Raw genomic sequence first — 18824 nt, forward strand, 5'->3', positions numbered from 1 at the left:
GACCGGGGCTGTTCTTCAAGCAGCAGAGCCAGCCCCCTAAAGCCTGGAACCGCCCACGCGCCGCGCTCATTGCCGCGGCGCGCGTCCAGGGTCCAGCTAACCCGGCCCCGGCGTGGCTCCGGGCAATCTGTCCGTAGCCGCGGCTGGGGCCGATTCAATGATCGAGTCGATGCGCTGCGCCGTGCGCGCGCGAAAGCGTTCGGAGGCGCGCTGCAAATGCCAGCGCATGAGGAGCAAGGTGACAGCCGACAGCGCGAAGGCGATGTACGGCAGCATGGCCCCGCCGATATGCAGGCCGACCGCGTCATTCGTGGTCGTGCAGATGACCGCGCCTGCCGCCGCGCCGGTGTAATGCATGCCGCAGACCGCGACGGCCATCAAAATGGCCGCGCCGATGCGCTGGCGTTCATTCTGGGTATTGAAGGCGAGCCAGAGCGCGGCAGTGGCCGCGACGACGGCGATCAACACCGACAAAACCACCAGCGGCAGATTCCAGAGCAATACCGCCGGCATGCGCGCGGCGCTCATGCCCACATAATGCATGGAAGCGACGCCGAACCCCGCGGCGCAGCCCCCGACCAGGCAGCGCAGGAAAGTGAATCGGTCGCGGCCGACATACCAGAATGCCCAACCGGAAAACCCGGCCGCAACCATGAAACTGAGTATCGTCAGGCCGACCTGGTAACCAACTTCAAAAGGCAGGTTCTGCGCCAGCATGCCGATGAAATGCATGCTCCAGATACCCACGCCGCCCATCGCCACCGCGCCGATGACGATATAGCCGATGCGGATTTCACCATCCTGGGTTTCCGCGCGGATACCCGCGGCGGCCAACAGGGCCACATACGAACCCAACGCCGCAATCAGGAATGAAAGCGCCACCAGACTGCCATTGAAGGAGAGCGGAACGACATCACCCGGGCTCATGTGCGCTCCCGGTGTGGCAAGCGGCTGCGGCAGCGCGCGGCCGGCAAGCTGTTGCAGTGCTTCTTGCGGTAATCCCCAGCCATCTTCGCCTCCGGGCGGGTCCACACATTTTGCGTATTTTTGATACGTATCTTTAGTTTATATATTGCCAAATCATACACATCAGGGTTTTCACTGAATTTCGCGATATTGCGACAGAAGATGTGTAACGGATGGACCTAAGTTTTCGAAAACATTAATAAAAACCGCCAAAGCTCGCTTATCTTTGCCTGAAAATATATTACGCAACAAAAGAATATTCCGAAATAATGTAAATGCAGCCACTTTACGGAGGCGGAATTTGAAATGAATTGTCATTCAACCAGAAATACTGGCACCATACGTCCACCGCTAACTGCAACTTTGTCTTAACACTGTTGCTACCCTTTTCAATCCAATACTCGATCGGGTCCGGGTATCCGTTCAGAAGCGCCAGCGGAAATGAGAGACGAAAAAGGCAAGAGCAGCAGATCCCCGGCGAGTCCGCTTTGTCTCGCCCTCTTGTGCATGGTGGCAGCCGGCACTCAGGCCCGGGCCGAAGGTCCGCTACGCGGCAATCCGGTGGACGCCATGCCGCGCATTGAGCGTCCGCCCTCGGCGACGCAGCCTCCGCCCTACGTCCAGACCGCCACGCCGGAACAGCTGGCCTTGCAGGCTCGCCTGGCGCAGCGCATCGTGCCGCGCAATTTCGACGTCAGCGGCGTGCGCGCCATCCCGTTCGAGGAAGTGTCCGGGCTGCTCACCCCGCTTGCGGGCAAGGAAATCAGCCTGGGCGAACTTGTCCAGGAAGTCGACAAGATCACCCAGCTCTACCGCGACAAAGGCTTTCCCCTGTCGTTCGCGCTGCTGCAGAATCAGACCTTCGCCAATGGCCTGGTGGTGGTGACGGTGGTCGAGGGCTACATCGCCAACGTGCGGATCGAAGGCGATATCGGCAACGCGCAGGACAGACTGGAAGCGCTGGCCGCGCCCATGCAGGAGGAAAGGCCGCTCAAGCAGGCCACGCTGGAACGCCAACTGAACCTGATGCGTACCGTGCCGGGCGTCAAATTCACGCCCAGCCTGGACCTGCCCCGTCGCGCCGATGGCGCCACCGAACTGGTACTGGCGGCCAGCCGCCAGCCCGTCAGCCTGACCGGCGGCATCGCGGACCTGGGTACCGGCATGCAGCCCATCGTGAATCTCGCGACCAACAGCCTCACGCCTCTGGGCGAGCAAGTGAAGCTGACCGCCTCGGTGCCCTTCAATACCGATGACGTGAAGTACGTGTCGGGCGAGATCCGCGTGCCGATCGGGGCGGACGGCCTGGCCGTCAAGATCGATGGCTATCACTACGATGCGCGGCCCCAGGATGACGCCATCGAAATGTTGGGTTTCGAGCGCCGCGTGAAGAACGACCGCATTGGCATCGGTGTGAGCTATCCGTTCCTGTTGAACAACACCCGCTCGCTGACCGGCACCGTGGGCGTCTATGCAGCCAATTCCAAGGACCGCTACGAGGCCCGCAACACCGACCGCTGGCTGCAGCAGGATGCCCAGGTGCGCGCGGCGACCGCCGAGATGCGCTACATCCAGGTGTCCGAGACCAAGGCCACCGATGTCACGCTGAGCGTGGCCAAGGGGTTTGACGCCGCGGGCGCAAAAAAGGACATCGCGACCAACTATGGCTACTCTGCCACCCCGCTGCTGGACCTGGATTTCACCCGCTACAACCTGAACGCCAGGCAGACCTTTGTGCTGCCCGCCCAGATCGGCCTGGTTTTCTCTGGCGCGGCGCAGTACTCCAGCAACATCCTGCCTTCTTCCGAACAGGTCTCGTACGGCAGCTGGCGCTACGCCATGGGCTATCCGCAGGGCGAGCAAAGCGGCGACAAGGGCGTGGGCGTGTCGGCGGAAATCAATCGCCGCTTCGGCGTGGGCTGGGAATACCTTTCCAGCGTGCAGCCTTACGCCCTGGTCGACTACGCACGCACTTGGTACAACAACAAGGACCTGCAGACCCTGAATCAGCGGCACCTGTCCTCCGTGGCCCTGGGCTTGCGCTTTACCGACGACAAGTATTACCTGTTCGATTTCAACGTGGCCAAACCGGTGGGATCGGCCACGGTCAACGACGACCGGAACGTGCGTTTCAACGCCAACTATTCCCTGTTCTACGACGCGTTCTAGCCGCTCGGGACGAGGCGGCCGGCAGATCGATGAACGCCCGTTGCGACGGGCGTTTTTTCTTGGGCAGTGCTGCCAGCGTTACGTAACGTCCGCCGTAACGTTACGTCGGATGGGCGGCTTTCCGTAACATTCGCAGGCTCCGGGCGATCGCAAAGATGAGGATTTTCCAGATTTAAGGAAAACCCTTGTTTTCATTCCTATCCCATTGATAACAAGGCGATTTAATTCACCGAAAATTGCCGAAAATGCCGCTTTGCGGGCATGGCGAAAAATCTTGGCACGGTTTGTGCATGAGGAAGCGTATCGGGTTGTTTCGACGCCTGACTCTTCCAACCAAAGGAGTTCGCCATGCATACCCATTCCGACACGCGCCGCCTGCAACGCGTCCTGACCGCCACCATCCTGGCCACCGCATTGGTAAGCGCCCTGGCCGCCTGCGGCGGCGGTGGCGGCGGGAAGAAAACCGCGGGACTGCCCGGGACCGACATCCCGACCAACCCCGGTGGTGGCGGCCTTGATCCTGGCGGCGGCCTCAACCCTGGCGGCGGTACCAATCCCGGTGGCGGTACCAATCCCGGTGGCGGTACCAACCCCGGCGGTGGAACCAACCCTGGTGGCGGCACCAACCCCGGTGGCGGCACCGACCCTGGCGGCGGCACCAATCCGCCGCGCGTGAGCGGCCTGCTGGAAACCACGCTGGGCAATACCGGCGCGGCGCTCGACAACACCCTGCCCCTGAACCTGGACTCGACCTTGGCCGGCGTGGGCAAGGCGCTGGATCCGACGATCAAGCCGGTAGCCGACACCGTGGTCGGACTGACTCAACAGATCGGCGCGACTACCGGTTTGGGACAACCCACCGACGGCGTCGTCAGGCAGGTAGGCGGCCTGGTCAGCGACCTGGGCACCAGCGTCAAAGGATCGGGACTGCCCGGGGGCCTGGGCGCGGGCGTGGGCGGCCTGGTGGACGGCCTGGGCAAGACCGTGGCCAGCACTGGCGGCCTGCTGAATGCGAACGCCAACAATCCGAATCCCTTGACGACCGTGCTGGGCAACGCCACCGGCGCGGTGGGCGCCTTGACGGGGGCACTGTCGGGCCAGGGCGGGCTGCTGCAGCCGATCACCCAGGTAGTCGGCGGCGTGACTGGCGGCGTACTCAGCGGCCCCAACACGCCGCTGCTTGAGCCTGCGCTCGGCAACGTCGGCAAGACGGTCGACAACGTGCTGCCGCTGGGCTTGCAGCCCGTGCTGGCCGGCGTGGGCGGCGCGCTGGATCCGACCGCCAGCCCACTGGCCGGCAAGGTCGTCGGCCTGACGCAGCAAGTCGGCGATACCACCAAGCTGGGCGCGCCGGTAGCCGGCCTGTTGAGCAGCCTGGGCGGCACGGTCACCAATCTGGGCGGCGCGTTGCCGGGTGGGACGCCGGGCTTGAACGGCGTACTGCAAGGGCTGGGCGGCGCGGTCGCCAGCGCGGGCGGCCTGCTGCATGCCACGCCGGGCAACGCCAATCCCCTGGGTTCGACGCTGGCGAACGCGACGAGCGCAGTGGCCTCTCTCACCGGCGGCCTGGGCCTGGGCGGCGTGACGGGCGGATTGACGGGCGGCGCCAACGGCACGGGCGGCCTGCTGGCCCCGGTGACCGGCCTGCTGGGCGGCGTGACGGGAGCGGTGGGCGGTGCGGCCGGCGGCGCCAATGGCGTGGGCGGCACGGCCGGCGGCGCTGCCGGCGGCGGATTGCTGGGCGGACTGGTCGGTGGGTTGACGGGGGCTGGCGGCGCTGCGGCAGGCGCCGGCGCCTCGGCCGGGACGAACGGCGGCGGACTGCTGGGCGGGCTGGTGGGAGGCGTGAACGTTGCGGCGGGCGCGGGAACAGGCGCGGGTGCTGGCGGCTCTGCCGGCGCTCCCGCCAGTTCGGGAGGATCAGGCGGCACGGCCGGCGGCGCCTCCGCCAATGGCGGCCTGCTCGGCGGACTGCTGGGTGGCGTGACGGGCAGCCTGACGGGCGGCGCGGCGGCGGGCGGATCGTCCGGCGGGACTGCCAACGGCGGCCTGCTGGGCGGACTGCTCGGCGGCCTGGCCGGGAAGAAGTGATCCATCGCAACCGCCAGGAATCCACATCATGCTGCAACAACAGACCTACTTTCACCACGAGCATGTGACCGGCATGGCTGAATCAACGGGAAGCAACCGGCGGTCCGGCATGCTGGACGAGATCGTCCTGCTGCTGGGTCGGCAGTTCGCCGCCTACAACGCGGCATGCCAGTCGGCCCTGGCGGAAAAGCTGGGCATGCCCCCGGCGGACCTGAAGGCGCTGGAGCTGGTCATGGAGTTCGATGCCCTGCCCACCGGGCATCTGGCCCAGTTGCTGGGCGTCAGCTCCGGCGGCGCGACCGCCTTGATCAACCGGCTGGAAGCCGCCGGTTATGTCCAGCGCGGCCGCCACCCGCTGGATCGCCGGATGATCGTGATCCGGCCGGTCGAGGAGCAGTGCCAGGCGCTGGCCCAGGAACGGCGGTGGATCGCCGAGGCCATCGCCACGACCGCGCGCGGCTATGACACCGCGGAGCTGGAAACGGTGCATGCCTTCCTGATGCGTTGCGGCCGCGGCGTGAAGCGCGACACTCAGGCCTGGCTGGAGGCAGGCAGCGCGCATCAGCCCGGGTAGAAAAACGGCGGCGGGAGCATCACCCCCGCCGCCGCTTCCAACCGGATCAGGCCGCCTCGGGCGGCCCGAAGTGCAGGCGCGGCACGGCGGCCAGCAGCCTGCGCGTCATGTCCTGACGCGGCTGGTGCAGCACCGCGTCGGCCGGTCCCAATTCGATGATGCGGCCTGCGTCCATGACCGCGATGCGGTCCGCCAGATACTCGACCACGCCGAAGTTGTGCGTGATGAACAGGTAGGCGATGCCGAGCTCGTGCTGCAGCTCGCGCAGCAGGTCCAGGATCTGGGCCTGCACGGAAACGTCCAGCGCCGACGTGGGCTCATCGCAGATCAGCACTTTGGGTTCGACCGCCAGCGCCCGCGCGATCGCGATCCGCTGGCGCTGGCCGCCGGAGAATTCGTGCGGATAGCGCGCCAGGGTATTGGACGGCAGGCCCACGCGTTCGATCAGCCGCGCGGCGTGGGCGCGGCGCGACTCTTTGTCCATGCCGGCGCGCAGGGAGGCCAATCCTTCGTCCAGGATGTCGCCCACGCGCATGCGCGGGTCGAGCGAGGCATATGGGTCCTGGAAGATGATCTGAATGTCCTGTCTCAGGCGCTGCAGCGTGCGCCGGTCCGCGGACAACAAATCGTGCCCCTGCAGCATCGCGCGGCCCGATACGTGCGCGCCATCGATCAGGCGCAGCAGCGCCTTGCCCGTGGTGGTCTTGCCGCAGCCGGACTCGCCCAGCAGGGCCAGCGTTTCACCTGCCTTCAGCGTAAAGGCCACGCCGTCCACGGCCTTGACCCAGGACGCGATACGGCGCAGCGGCCCCTTGCGCACGGGGTAATGGACCTTCAGGTCTTGCACGTCCAGCACCACGCCGGCGTCGCGCGTCTTGGGGCTCCCGGCCATGCGGTCGTCGTCGCGCGCCATGGCCTCGCGGCCGCTTTCGGTCAACGGCGTGCCGCGCTTTTCAAACGTGGGAATCGCTTCGAACAGCTGCCGCGCATAGGGGTGCTTGGGCGCGCGGAAGAACTCCTCGGCGTCGGCGCTTTCAACGATCTCGCCGCCGCGCATCAGCGCCACGTGATGGGCGACGTTCTTCACCACCGCGAGGTCGTGCGTGATCAGCAGCACCGCCATGCCCATTTCCCGCTGGATGTCGGCCAGCAGGTCCAGCACCTGCGCCTGCACCGTGACGTCCAGCGCCGTGGTGGGCTCGTCCGCGATGAGCAGGACGGGTTCGGCCGCCAGCGCGATGGCGATCATGACGCGCTGCTTCTGCCCGCCCGAGAACTGGAAGGGATAGTCGTCGATGCGCCGCTCGGGTTCCGGGATGCCGACCCGCCGCAGCCAGTCCACGGCGCGGGCGCGCGCCGCGGCGCCGCGCAGGGGCGTGTGGGCGATCAGGGTCTCGATGATCTGGTCGCCCACCCGCATGACCGGATTCAGGCTGGTGGACGGTTCCTGGAAGATGATGCCGATGCGCCCGCCGCGCACGCCGCGCATGGCGCTTTCCGGCAGGCGGTTCAGGTCTTCTCCGTCCAGGTCGATCTGGCCGCCGACGATGCGTCCGGCGTCGGGCAGCAGGCGCAACAGCGCCAGCGCCGTCATGCTCTTGCCGCAACCCGATTCGCCAACCAACGCGAAGGTCTGCCGCCTGGAGATCGCCAACTGCAGGCGCTTGACCGCATGCGTCATGCCGCTTTCGCTGGCGATATCGACATCCAGGCCGTGCACTTCAAGCAAGGGAGCCTGGCTCATGGCGCATCTCCCGGACGGGACTGGCGCGTATCGGTGGCCAGCGCCGTGCGCGGCGCGCGGCCGAACAGGCCGAAGCGCGCCATGCGGCCGGGCTTGTAGCGGCGCGTGCGCGGGTCGAAGGCGTCGCGCACCGCGTCGGCGAACAGGTTGGCCGCCAGCACCAGCGCCAGCATGAAGACGAATGCGGTCATCAGGTTCCACCAGATCATGGGGTCGCGGGACATTTCCAGCCGGGCGCCGTCGATCATGGAACCGAAGGAATTCATGCTGGGATCCACCCCTATGCCCAGATAGGACAACACTGCCTCGTACAGGACCAGGCCCGAGAACTCCAGCACCACGGTGATCAGGACCAGGTGCGCCACGTTGGGCAGCAGATGGCGGGTCATGATGCGCCAGTGCGACACGCCGAAGGCCCGCGCCGCCTGCACGTATTCCAGTTCGCGCAGCTTGAGGGTTTCGGCGCGCAGCAGGCGGCACAGTCCAGCCCAGCCGGTGAAGCCCAGAATCATGCAGAGCAGGAACAGCCGCAGGTCGGCGCGCGCGGCCGAGGTGTCGAACAGGTCCGCGTGATTGTCGATGTACACCTGCATCATCAGCGCGCAGGCGGCCACCAGCAGCACGCCCGGAATCGAGGTGATGGTGGTGTAGAGATACTGGATGCCGTCGTCGACCTTGCCCTTGAAGTAGCCGGCGGCGATGCCGAAGACGATGGCCGGCGGCAGCATCGCAATGGTGGTGAGGCTGCCGATGACCAGCGCGGTGCGGATGCTCTTGAGCGCCTGCCACAGGACGTCGTTGCCGATGCGGTCGGTACCCAGCGCGTGATACCCGCTGGACAGGCCGGCCAAGGCGCCCGCGGTCAGGCACAGCAGCGTGAAGGTGACGGCCATGGCGCGCCAGGGCACTTCCGAATACCCGCCCTGCGGATCCCCGGCGGCAAGCCGGGCCGCGCGCCGCCTGGCCAGGCCGGCGTACATCAGCCCGATCACGGCGGCGGACACCGCCAGCCCCGCGGCCAGGCCCAGCCCGACCCGCTTGCCTACATCGCCCAGGTGATCGCGGTCGGGATCCTGCAGGTGGACGCCCGCGCCCCGCAGGCGGGGAAAGTCGCGCACCGGCTTGTCATTGACTAGCATGGTTTCCTTGGTGAACTGCCGTATCGCCAAGGGCTCGGAATAGGTTTTTTCCGGCGTGGTCAGCACGGACCCCGTGAGCAGGCCGTCCAGCGCCGAGCGCACCGCGGGCGCATAGGCCGGCGGCGCGTCGGCGGCGGCGCCGGGCGCCGGCGGCAGCAGCGGCCGGTAATGCACCGAGTCCAGCAGGCCCACCACCACGAAGGCGGCCAGAATCACGGCCGAACACATGGCCGGCGTGTCGCGCGCCACGCGCGCCCAGGTTGCGCGCAGGTTCGGGCTGCGGCGCACGTGCCAGACATAGGCCAGCGCGCCCAGCACCATGAGCCAAAGCGCGATATCGGTCCAGAGGAAGACGAACATGGGCATGGCGGCTACTCGAATCGGACGCGGGGGTCGGCCAGCGTGTAGGAAATGTCGGCCAGGATCAGCCCCACGATATAGAGCGCGGCGCCCAGGAACACCATGGCCCGCACGATGGAGAAGTCCTGCGCGTTGATGGCGTCGATGGTGTAGCTGCCCAGGCCCGGAATGCCGAAGAAGGACTCCGCGATCAGGCTGCCCATGAACAGCAGCGGCAAGGCCGCCACCGTGCTGGTCAGGATGGGCAGCATGGCGTTGCGCAGCACGTGGCGGAACAGCACGATGCGTTCGGCCAGCCCCTTGGAGCGCGCGGTGCGCACATAGTCCTTGCTGATCTCTTCCAGGAACAGGGTGCGGTAGAAGCGCGCCTCCGGCCCCAGCCGCGACACGATTGCGACCAGCACCGGCAGCGCCAGGAACTTGACCACGTCCAGCCCGCCCGAAAAACCCGAGAACGGCACCAGCCGCAGCAGCTTGGCGAAGACCCATTGGCCGGCGATGATGTAGAACAGGCTGGATATGGACAGCAGCAGCACGCAGACCACCACGCCCCAGAAGTCGAGTCGGGTGGCGCGGAAATACACCAGCGTCAGCGAAAAGACGATGCTGACGAAGAGTCCCAGGAAAAAGGTAGGCACTGCCAGGGCCAGGCTGGGACCCATGCGCGTCTTGATCTCGCGGCCGATGTCGCGGCCGCCGTCGGACGCGCCGAAGTCCATGACCAGCAAGGGCACCGAGCGCTGGTAGAACACCGTGTCGGTCAGCTGGGCCGCGCCTTCCGCCTTGGCATTGAAGAACAGCGGCTTGTCGTAGCCGCGCTCGGCCTTCCATTTTTCCACCGCGTCCTGATTGACGCGCTGCCCGCCGATGGCCAGCCGCGCCATGTCGTCGGGCGTGTTGACCGCGAAAAACAGGACGAAGGTGAAGAGGTTCACGCCGATCAGGATCAGCACGCCGTACAGCAACCGGCGGATCACGTAGCCGATCATGATTGATGCTCCTTGCCCAGGGCCGGCGTGAATGCCGTCTGGCGTTCGCGCCGCTTCAGCGCCACATACGAAGGCCAGATCGCCAGCGCCAGCAACAGCGCGAACAGGCCGATCGGCCACCACCGCGGATAGTTCCACTCATCGATCTTCTGCTGCCGCAGGGCGGCATCGATCTTCATGTACTGCAGCGTGTTGCGGACCATCTGGGTCGGCTTGGCGTTGCCGACCCACTGCTGGTAGGCGCCGCCCGACATCGGGAAGTAGCCGAACATCCAGGGCGCGTCGCGCTGCACAATGGCGATCATTCTGGCGATGAGCTGTGCCTTTTCGGGACCGTCGTCCAGGAACTTCATCTGCTCGAAGAGGCGGTCGAACTCGGGGCTGGCGTAGTTGGCCGCGTTCTCGCCGCCGCCCTTGGCCTTGGCATTGGGGCCGTAGAGCAGGAACAGGAAGTTCTCGGCGTCGGGATAGTCGGCGTTCCAGCCCCACAGGAAGATCTGCGCCGACCCTCGCATCATCTTGTCCTGGAAGCGGTTGTAGTCGGTGGCGCGCACGTCCAGCTGCACGCCGATCTTGGCCAGTTGGCGCCGCATCCAGTCGAACTGCGGATTGGAGCCGCCACCCTGCATCGAATCGTAATAGAGCACCAGCGGCGCGCCCGTCTTGGCGTTGCGGCCATCGGGGTAGCCGGCCTCGGCCAGCAGGCGGCGGGCCACGTCCACGGACTTGCGCACGGGCTTGCCGTCCACCAGGTCGTAGACCACGGGGTTCACGCCTTCGGGCGGTTCACGGTAGCCGAGAACGCCCGGCGGCACCGGACCGTAAGCCACCGAGGCCTGGCTGTTCTCGAACACGGCGACGTACTCTTCCCAGTCGAACGCGATGCTGATGGCCTGGCGCAGCTTGCGGTTCTTTGCTTCCTGTTCCGGCGTGTCGCCCTTGCCCACCACCGGGTCCAGCCAGTTGAAGCCCATGTACCAGTTGGCGGTTTCGACGGTCGTCGGCAGCTTGATGCCATGCTCGCTGTACAGGCGTGCTTTGTCCTGGCTGTCGCCGGCCGCAACCAGCATGGCCACGCCATACTCGCCGCGCTCGATCTGCGGCACGTCGTAATAGCCCTGCAAGAACTTGCCGGTCAGCGGAATGGCTTCCTTTTCAACGCTGAATTCCGCGCGGTCGATGAAAGGCGTGGGCTTGCCGCAGTCGGCCAGCAGGCCGGCGGCCGCGTCGCCGGGCTCGCCTTCGCAGGGATAGGGCTCGCCATGGAAATTGGGATTGCGGCCCAGCACGTGGCGGCGGTTCTGCAGCGACTCCACCAGCATGTACGGACCAGTGCCCACCGGCCAGGTGTTGAACGACAGGTCGTGCGCCCCCATGCCCGGCTGGCTGTAGAAGCGGTCGGCTTCCCAAGGAATCGGCGCGGTGAAGGTCATGGCCAGCCAGTACTTGAACTGCGGATACTTGCCGTTGACGCGGATGCGCAGCGTGTGCGGATCCAGCGCCTGCACGCCCGTGAAGCCGTCGGCCTCGCGCAGGTCCAGCCAGGGCGGCGCGCCGGCCCCGCCCGGCATGTCGCGCCGCAGCGCCTGGTCGCGCTGGCGCAGCCGGTCGGCGTATTCCTTCAGGCCAGCCACATGCTCGGTCATCAGGCTGGAAATCGGCGACACCACGCGCGGGCTGACCAGGCGCCGGAAAGCGTAGACGTAATCGTCGGCCGTCAACTCGCGCGTGCCTGTGCGGGGGAAGTCGGGAATGTAGAACTTGTCGTCCAGTTCGCCCGCGGCCAGTGGGAAGTAGTCGTAGCTGCCGTCGGTCTTGCGGGCGAAGGCCGGATGCGGCGCGTAGCGCGCGCCGGGCCGGATCTTGATGTCGTAGACGCTTTGCGCGATCTGCTCGCCCGGGGTGTCGGCGGGCAGCGTGTTGCCCTGCGCGTCGAGGTAGACGGGTGGGTCGATGGACGCCGCCGCCCGCGGCACCAGTTCGTAGGGCCGCTTCAGATAGTGGTAGCCGTACAGCGTCTCATAGATGTTGTACGTATAAGGGGTTTCGTCGCCGGAATAAGAGCTGGCCGGGTCCAGATACTTCGGCGAACGCTTGACGAAGGCGGAAAACAGCGTGTTCTGGCTTTCGGCGCCGGACGGATACGGGCTGTTGATGGGGCTTTCTCGCGAGCAGCCCGCCAACGCCAGCGACAGCAGCATGGCCGCCGCCCAGAGCCGCTTCAATGCACGCATGGAAACCTTCCCTTCGAATCGTTGCGACAGAGGATAGCAAACACGGGCCGGGGTCCATACCCAGGCATCCCCCAGGGCCGCTTGCGCGCACGAGCGGCTGCGCGGCCCAGCCCCCGCGGCCTCAGCCGCACTGGCGCTGCCGCCAGCAGTCGTAGCGCCACTTCCAGGGTTGCATGGCGCCGGGCTGCGCCCACAGGCCGCGCCCGGCCGCCTTGGCCTGGCGCTGCAGGTCCGGCATGGCCTTGTCGCGCAGGTAGTCGCCCTGGCGCGCGGTGTAGGCCCAGGCGTAGCCGGCTTCCACTTGCAGGCGGTTGGCCGAGAGGCCGTCGTCCAGGATCAGGGCGCAGACTTCCCGGCCGTACTGGTCCTTCTCGTAGCACTGCGCGGTGAGCGTCTTGCCGGCGACCAGGCTGGCCAGGTTCTTGCGCGCGGCCTCGGCATAGGGCTGCCCGGGCTGGTCGGATCCATGGCCTTCCTCGGGCGCGTCGATGCTGTCCATGCGGATACGGTGCTGGCCGTCGGGCGCGCGCAGGGTCACGGTATCGCCATCGGCCACGTTCACGATCGTGCCCGTGAGCGTGTAGCTGCCCTGCGGGATGTCGCCAGCCAGCGTCGCGCCCGGCCGGCCCTGGGTTGAGGAAGTCGGACGTTCGGTCCGGTCCTGGCCCTGCTTCCCCGAAGGCTGCAGCCAATTGACGATGGCGCCCGCCGCCGCAAGTATCAGGGCGACGATCAGGGCGGTCAGCTTGCTGCCGCCGCGAAAGTTAGGTTTGCCACGCACCGCCAGCGCTCCAGGTAGGAAAACGCAGGCAGTTTGCCATAAAGGCAGCGCGCAAAGCCGTGCTACAACCAGCCCGACTTGCGGAAGCGCCAATACAGGACCGAACAGATCGAGATAATGACGCCCAGCGTGACGGGATAGCCCCAGGGCGATTTCAGTTCGGGCATGAATTCGAAGTTCATGCCGTAGATGCCGGCGATGGCGGTGGGCACCGCCAGGATGGCGGCCCAGGAGGCCAGCTTGCGGGTGGTGTCGTTCTGCGCCGCCTGGCCTATCATCAGGCTGGCTTCAAAGGCGAAGGCCAGGGATTCGCGCAGCGAGTTGAACAGTTCGTCCACGCGCAGCACGCGGTCGGCCACTTCGCCAAAATACGGACGGGCATGCTCGTCCACCGCCGACATCTCGACCCGCGCCAGGCGGCGGCAGATCTCGGCCAGCGGCGACACCACGGTGTGGATGCGCAGCAGGTCGCGGCGCTGGCGGTACAGCCTGCGGATGTCCGAGTCCTTGGCGCCGCGGATCAGCAGCTTCTGCTCGGCGCCCTCGACCACGGATTCGATCTTGCCGGCCGCCGCGACATAGCGGTCCACCAGCCAGTCCAGCAGTTCCGAAGCCACATAGTCGCTGCCGCGCTTGAGCAGGTCGGGCGAGGCTTCCAGCCGTTCGCGCAAGGGGCTGTGGCCGGCGGTGGCGCCGCGTCGCACCGTGACCAGGAAGCCGTCGCCGATGAGGAACTGGGTCTCGCCGAAGATGGGGCGCTCGGCCTCGACCTCCACCGTGATGGCGACGATGAGGATCATGTTGCCGTAGTCGATGATCTTCGGCCGCCGGTGGGACTCCAGCATTTCTTCCTGGTTCTTATCGCAGGCGCCGAGTTCGCTGGCCACCTTGGCCAGCATTTCCGGGCGCGGATTGCGCAAGCCGATCCACAGCATGCCGTGGTCCTGGCTGACGTACTGGGCGACTTCGTCGATCGGGACCTCGCGGTCCCGCCGTCCGTTCACGTAGGCGATCGATGCGACGACTTCCCTCTTCGAGTCGTCGGCGGCATGTTCTTCAGTAGCCATAAACACCCTTTAGCAATGCGATCCCTGCCGGACAGCTTATATATCGGGCGATGATAGCCCAGCCTAGGAGAACAGGTTGCGCACCCGCTTGGCCACGTCCACGCTGGGCGCCTGCGGTTCCTTGGGCACGCCGCGCCCTTCGGGCAAATCCGGCGGCTTCGGCAAGTGATCGAACAGCGGCAGCATCGCATTGGTGATGTAGCGCGTGCGCGATCCGTAGACGTGCCGGTCGCCCATGCCGGTCTGCTGGTGCACGTAGAAGCGCTGCGGCACGATCAGCTGCAGGCGTTCCTTGGCGCGCGTCATGGCCACGTACAGCAGGCGGCGTTCTTCCTCGATTTCCTCGGCGGTGCCGGTGCTCATGTCGGACGGGATGCAGCCGTCGACCACGTTCAAAACGTAGACCGCCTTCCATTCCTGGCCCTTGGCGGAATGGATGGTGGACAGGATCATGTAGTCCTCGTCGCGATGCGGCGCGCCGGACTCGTCGCTGGTGGCGTCCGGCGGGTCCAGCGTCAGTTCGGTGAGGAAGCGTTCGCGCGTGCCGTAACCCGCGGCGATGCGCGCCAACTGGTCCAGGTCCGCGCGGCGCACGCGCGCATCGTCGTACAGGCGCTCCAGCTGCGCGCCGTACCAGCGCAGAGCCAGGTCCACGTCGGCAGGCCATTTAAGCGCGGGATCGCACAGCGCCGCGTAGGTGTCGGCGAAAGCGCCCCACTCGCCCTGCGCCGCCGCGCCCGGCTTGAACTCGCGCAAGGCGCGCAGGGGTTCGGCGGAGGCCGACATGGCGTCCATCAGCTTGCCGGCAGTGGCCGGGCCGATGCCGGGCAGCAATTGCGCCACGCGAAAGCCCGCCATGCGGCCGCGCGGATTCTCCGCCCAGCGCAGCAGCGACAGCAGGTCCTTGACGTGCGCGGCCTCCAGGAAGCGCAGGCCACCAAACTTCACGAAGGGGATGTTGCGGCGGGTCAGCTCCAGTTCCAGCGCGGCGCTGTGGCTGGCGGTGCGGAACAGCGCCGCCTGCGACTTGAGCGTGGCCCCGCCTTCGCGCTGCGCCAGCACCTGGTCGGCCACCCAGCGCGCCTGGCCGGCTTCGTCGCTGACCGTCACCAGTTCGGGCAACTGGGACGACTTGCGGTCGGTCCACAGATCCTTGGCGTAGCGCTCCGAGGCCAGGCCGATCACGGCGTTGGACGCGTTCAGGATGGGCTGCGTCGAGCGGTAGTTGCGGTCCAGCGTGATGACGCGCGCCGGCGTGGGGAACTGCCCTGGAAAATCCAGGATGTTGCGCACCGTGGCCGCGCGGAACGAATAAATCGACTGGGCGTCGTCGCCCACCACCGTCAGGCCCCGGCCATCGGGCTTCATTGCCATCAGGATGGCGGACTGCAGGCGGTTGGTGTCCTGGTACTCATCGACCAGCACGTGGTCGAAGCGCGCCCCCACGTCGGCCGCGATGCCGGGATCGCCCATCATTTCGGCCCAGTAAAGCAGCAGATCGTCGTAGTCCAGCACCTGCTGGTCCTGCTTGGCCGCGACGTAGGCGCGGAACAGGTTCTTGAGTTCGTCCTCCCATTGCGCGCACCAGGGGAAGGCCGTCTTCAGCACGTCGGCCACCGGCGTCTGGCTGTTGACCACGCGCGAATAGATGGCCAGGCAGGTGCCTTTGAGCGGAAAGCGCGACTTGGTGGACGACAGCCCCAGCTCGTGGCGCACCATGCCCATCAGGTCCTCGGCGTCGCCGCGGTCATGGATGGTGAAGGCTTCGGACAGCCCGATGCGTTGCGCGCAATCGCGCAGCAGGCGCGCGCCGATGGCATGGAAGGTGCCGGCCCAGGGCAGCGACGGCGCCTGCTGCGTGGCGCGCAGCCGCATCACCCGCTGCAGCACCGAGCCCACGCGCCGCTCCATTTCCAACGCCGCGCGGCGCGAAAAGGTCAGGAGCAGCATGCGCTGCGGATCGGCGCCGTTGAGAATCAGGTGCGCCACCCGGTGGGCCAGCGTATTGGTCTTGCCCGAGCCGGCCCCGGCGATCACCAGCAAAGGGCCGTCGTCCCCCGGCGCGCCAGCCACGCCGAACTCGGCGGCCTCGCGTTGGGCGGGATTGAGATCGGCCAGGGGATCGGGGCGTTCGGCGGACGGGGAGGACGTATCGGTTTGGTCGGACATGGGGCGGGGCCGCAGCATGGCAGCCGCTGAAAACGGCGAGCCCGGACATTGCCGGGCTTCGGATGAACACTGTATATTTATACAGAATTTTTTCAATAAAGTCTGATTCACCTGTGGCCATGCGCCTCTTGACCGGCACCGCCTCCTGGACCGACCCCACCCTGCTGGCCTGCGGCCGCTTCTACCCGCCGGAGGTCCGCAGCGCCGAAGCGCGGCTGCGCTTCTATGCCTCGCGCTTCCCCATGGCCGAGGTCGATTCCAGCTACTACGCCATGCCCACGGCCGAAAACGCCTATCTCTGGACACAGCGCACGCCTGAAGATTTCGTCTTCAATATCAAGGCCTTCCGGCTGTTCACCGGCCATCAGACGCCGCTTTCCTCTCTGCCGGCGGACATCCGGCGCGAGCTGCCGGACTGGCCCGAGCCCGTCATCTACCACGACCGGATGCCTGCGGACCTGCGCGACGAACTCTGGCGCCGCTACCAGCTTGCGCTGGAACCCTTGCGCATGGCGGACAAGCTGGGTGCGGTGCATTTCCAGTTTCCGCCCTGGATCCGCCGCGACGCGCGCGGCCGGACACGGGTCGCCGACTGCGCCCGGCGTATGGAGGACCATCTGGTCTCGGTAGAGTTCCGCCACCGCAGCTGGTTCGAGTCGCCCTCGGCGACCGCGGACACGCTGGCCTTTGAGCGCGAGCTGGGGGTGGCGCATACCGTGGTGGACAGCCCGCAAGGCTTTGAGAACACCGTGCCCGCAGTCTGGGAATGCACTCACCCGGAACTGACACTGCTGCGCCTGCATGGGCGCAACACGGCCACCTGGAACGTGTCCGGCGCCGCCTCCTCGGGGCGCTTCCAATATGAATACTCGGAACAGGAACTGGCCGAACTGGCCGAGCGCTTCTCCCGGCTGGCGGCGCAAAGCGCACAGGCGCACGCGGTCTTCAACACCAACTTTGAAGATCAGGGCATGCGCAACGCTGCGGCCTTCGCGGCGGCGCTAGCGCCCGCCTGACACCGCCAGCGCCGCGGGCGCGCGCGCCACTTCGTTCAGGCTTTCCAGCAGCACTTCGAATTTGCGCGCGATGTCGTGCTCGGGCACGCAGGCGTAGCCCAACAGCAGACCGGGCCGGCGGCCCTCGTCGTTGACGTAATAGCGCGACAGCGCGCGCGTCAGCACCCCCTTGCCGCGCGCGACGTCCACCACCCGCAGGTCGTCCATGTCCTCGGGCAGCGTCAACACCAGGTGCAGCCCCGCCATGCTGGCGTCGCGATGTAGCCAGTCGGGTCCCAGCCGCCGTTCGATCAGGTTGACCAGCATGGCGCGACGGCGCCCGTACAGCATGCGCATGCGGCGGATGTGGGCGGCGTAGTGGCCTTCCGAGATGAACGTGGCCAGGGCCGCGTGCGTCATCAGATGCCCTTCGCGGTACAGCTCGGCGTGCGCCGCCTGGAACGCCGCGGTCAGGGTCTTGGGCAGCACCAGATAGCCCACGCGCAAGCCCGGGTACAGGGTCTTGCTGAAGGTGCCCATATAGATCACGGGCGCGTCCGGCTCCAGCCCCAGCAGCGAGGCGATGGGCCGACCGGAGAAGCGGAATTCGCTGTCGTAATCGTCTTCGATGATCCAGCTGCCGCTTTGCCGCGCCACCGCCAGCAATTGGCGCCGGCGCGTCAGCGACATGACCGGGCCCAGCGGATACTGGTGCGAGGGCGTGACGAAGATGAAGCGCGGCGGCGTGCCGACGGTCTCCGGCAGGCGCATGCCCTCCTCGTCCACCGGCAGGTGCACGGTATGCAGGCCATTGGCCTGCAGCACGGTGCGCGCGCCCCAGTAGCCCGGATCCTCGACCCAGGCGGTCTCGCCGGCCTCGCCCAGGATGCGGGTGGTCAGGTCGATGGCCTGGTGCGAGCCCTCGGTGATGATGATCTGCTCGGGATCGCAATCGATCGAGCGGGTCAGCGCCAGATGCTGCGCCAGCGCCTCGCGCAAGGCGGGCAGCCCGCCGCCGTAAGCGTAGGTCAGCAGGTCGGGCGAGGGATTGCGCCACAAGGCGCTGAAAATGCGGCCGAACTTCTTGTGCGGGAACTCGGTCAGGTCCGGCACGCCGGGCATGAAGGCGCCCCATTGGTAGGGCGAGGCCGAAACGCCGTCGACGATGGCGGCGCCGCGCGGCGACAATGCCGGGCGCGCTTGCGCCGGCGGCGGCTGGCTTTTGCGCCGGCCGCTGGCCAGGTAGGAATCCGGGACCGAGGCGTTGACGAAGGTGCCGTTGCCCTGGCGGCTGCGGGTATAGCCTTCGGCCAGCAGCTGGCTGTAGACATGGACCACCGTGTTGCGGGCGATGCCGAGCTCGGCCGCCAGGTCGCGCGAGGCGGGCAGGCGCGAGTCCGCGGCAATGGCTCCGTCCAGGATGGCTTCCCGGATGCCGCGGTACAGCCGCTTGTTCATGGGCTCGCTGGAGCCGTCCGCCAGCCGCAGCTGCAGCAAGTCACCGACGATGGACCGCAATTGGTTCTACCTGATTTATAAAAGTGGT

General features: G+C 66.8%; 13 protein-coding genes. 4 read left to right on the top strand and 9 right to left on the bottom strand.

Going from position 1 to position 18824, the window contains the following annotated elements; all coding sequences use genetic code 11:
* Positions 1-96 precede the first annotated feature (96 nt).
* Positions 97-927 (bottom strand): MHYT domain-containing protein, encoded by an 831-nt coding sequence (locus AC3WOB_RS22995; RefSeq protein ID WP_492276326.1) that lies wholly within the window; start codon positions 925-927, stop codon positions 97-99.
* 546 nt (positions 928-1473) lie between these two features.
* On the opposite strand from AC3WOB_RS22995, the gene AC3WOB_RS23000 reads away from it, so the two are divergent.
* From AC3WOB_RS23000 to AC3WOB_RS23010, 3 genes are all read left to right on the top strand, one after another.
* A complete protein-coding gene (locus AC3WOB_RS23000) occupies positions 1474-3135 on the top strand; it encodes a ShlB/FhaC/HecB family hemolysin secretion/activation protein (protein ID WP_013395084.1) in 1662 nt (553 codons plus the stop codon).
* Positions 3136-3483: 348 nt separating this feature from the next.
* Positions 3484-5226 (top strand): collagen-like triple helix repeat-containing protein, encoded by a 1743-nt coding sequence (locus AC3WOB_RS23005; protein ID WP_492276282.1) that lies wholly within the window; start codon positions 3484-3486, stop codon positions 5224-5226.
* Between the two features lie 28 nt (positions 5227-5254).
* Positions 5255-5800: a MarR family winged helix-turn-helix transcriptional regulator gene (locus AC3WOB_RS23010; RefSeq protein WP_492276283.1), complete on the top strand. Its 546-nt coding sequence runs from the start codon at positions 5255-5257 to the stop codon at positions 5798-5800.
* Between the two features lie 46 nt (positions 5801-5846).
* Here AC3WOB_RS23010 and AC3WOB_RS23015 read toward each other — a convergent pair whose 3' ends face one another.
* The 7 genes from AC3WOB_RS23015 to AC3WOB_RS23045 all read right to left on the bottom strand — a co-directional run bounded on the left by AC3WOB_RS23015 (position 5847) and on the right by AC3WOB_RS23045 (position 16283).
* Positions 5847-7544, bottom strand: a complete 1698-nt coding sequence (locus tag AC3WOB_RS23015) for an ABC transporter ATP-binding protein (protein ID WP_492276284.1) — start codon at positions 7542-7544, stop codon at positions 5847-5849.
* Positions 7541-9049, bottom strand: coding sequence for an ABC transporter permease (locus AC3WOB_RS23020; protein ID WP_492276285.1), 1509 nt, complete (start codon positions 9047-9049; stop codon positions 7541-7543). Before AC3WOB_RS23020 ends, AC3WOB_RS23015 begins: the two co-directional genes overlap by 4 nt.
* Positions 9050-9054: 5 nt before the next feature.
* Positions 9055-10032 carry an ABC transporter permease gene (locus AC3WOB_RS23025; protein WP_492276286.1) on the bottom strand — a complete coding sequence of 326 codons (978 nt, stop codon included), beginning with the start codon at positions 10030-10032 and terminating at the stop codon, positions 9055-9057.
* Positions 10029-12266 (bottom strand): ABC transporter substrate-binding protein, encoded by a 2238-nt coding sequence (locus tag AC3WOB_RS23030; RefSeq protein WP_492276287.1) that lies wholly within the window; start codon positions 12264-12266, stop codon positions 10029-10031. Before AC3WOB_RS23030 ends, AC3WOB_RS23025 begins: the two co-directional genes overlap by 4 nt.
* A gap of 121 nt (positions 12267-12387) precedes the next feature.
* On the bottom strand, positions 12388-13047 hold the full coding sequence (locus AC3WOB_RS23035) for a thermonuclease family protein (RefSeq protein WP_013395091.1): 660 nt from the start codon (positions 13045-13047) through the stop codon (positions 12388-12390).
* A 62-nt stretch (positions 13048-13109) separates the two neighbouring features.
* Entirely contained in the window at positions 13110-14114 is a 1005-nt protein-coding gene (locus AC3WOB_RS23040; protein WP_013395092.1) for a magnesium and cobalt transport protein CorA, read from the bottom strand.
* Between the two features lie 63 nt (positions 14115-14177).
* Positions 14178-16283, bottom strand: a complete 2106-nt coding sequence (locus AC3WOB_RS23045) for an ATP-dependent helicase (RefSeq protein WP_492276288.1) — start codon at positions 16281-16283, stop codon at positions 14178-14180.
* 119 nt (positions 16284-16402) lie between these two features.
* Between AC3WOB_RS23045 and AC3WOB_RS23050 the strand changes: the two genes are divergently transcribed.
* Positions 16403-17299 carry a DUF72 domain-containing protein gene (locus tag AC3WOB_RS23050; protein ID WP_492276289.1) on the top strand — a complete coding sequence of 299 codons (897 nt, stop codon included), beginning with the start codon at positions 16403-16405 and terminating at the stop codon, positions 17297-17299.
* Here AC3WOB_RS23050 and pdxR read toward each other — a convergent pair.
* Entirely contained in the window at positions 17285-18796 is a 1512-nt protein-coding gene (gene pdxR / locus AC3WOB_RS23055) for a MocR-like pyridoxine biosynthesis transcription factor PdxR (protein WP_371818950.1), read from the bottom strand. The two genes, AC3WOB_RS23050 and pdxR, sit on opposite strands and share 15 nt — an antisense overlap.
* Positions 18797-18824 lie beyond the last annotated feature (28 nt).

It is taken from the genome of Achromobacter sp. FW305-C-30-7 (assembly GCF_058783105.1).

Excerpts from the sequence above, each read along its gene's own strand:
- AC3WOB_RS22995 (WP_492276326.1), bottom strand. The coding sequence starts at position 927 with ATGAGCCCGGGTGATGTCGTTCCGCTCTCCTTCAATGGCAGTCTGGTG.
- AC3WOB_RS23000 (WP_013395084.1), top strand. The coding sequence starts at position 1,474 with ATGGTGGCAGCCGGCACTCAGGCCCGGGCCGAAGGTCCGCTACGCGGC.
- AC3WOB_RS23005 (WP_492276282.1), top strand. The coding sequence starts at position 3,484 with ATGCATACCCATTCCGACACGCGCCGCCTGCAACGCGTCCTGACCGCC.
- AC3WOB_RS23010 (WP_492276283.1), top strand. The coding sequence starts at position 5,255 with ATGCTGCAACAACAGACCTACTTTCACCACGAGCATGTGACCGGCATG.
- AC3WOB_RS23015 (WP_492276284.1), bottom strand. The coding sequence starts at position 7,544 with ATGAGCCAGGCTCCCTTGCTTGAAGTGCACGGCCTGGATGTCGATATC.
- AC3WOB_RS23020 (WP_492276285.1), bottom strand. The coding sequence starts at position 9,049 with ATGCCCATGTTCGTCTTCCTCTGGACCGATATCGCGCTTTGGCTCATG.
- AC3WOB_RS23025 (WP_492276286.1), bottom strand. The coding sequence starts at position 10,032 with ATGATCGGCTACGTGATCCGCCGGTTGCTGTACGGCGTGCTGATCCTG.
- AC3WOB_RS23030 (WP_492276287.1), bottom strand. The coding sequence starts at position 12,266 with ATGCGTGCATTGAAGCGGCTCTGGGCGGCGGCCATGCTGCTGTCGCTG.
- AC3WOB_RS23040 (WP_013395092.1), bottom strand. The coding sequence starts at position 14,114 with ATGGCTACTGAAGAACATGCCGCCGACGACTCGAAGAGGGAAGTCGTC.
- AC3WOB_RS23045 (WP_492276288.1), bottom strand. The coding sequence starts at position 16,283 with ATGTCCGACCAAACCGATACGTCCTCCCCGTCCGCCGAACGCCCCGAT.
- AC3WOB_RS23050 (WP_492276289.1), top strand. The coding sequence starts at position 16,403 with ATGCGCCTCTTGACCGGCACCGCCTCCTGGACCGACCCCACCCTGCTG.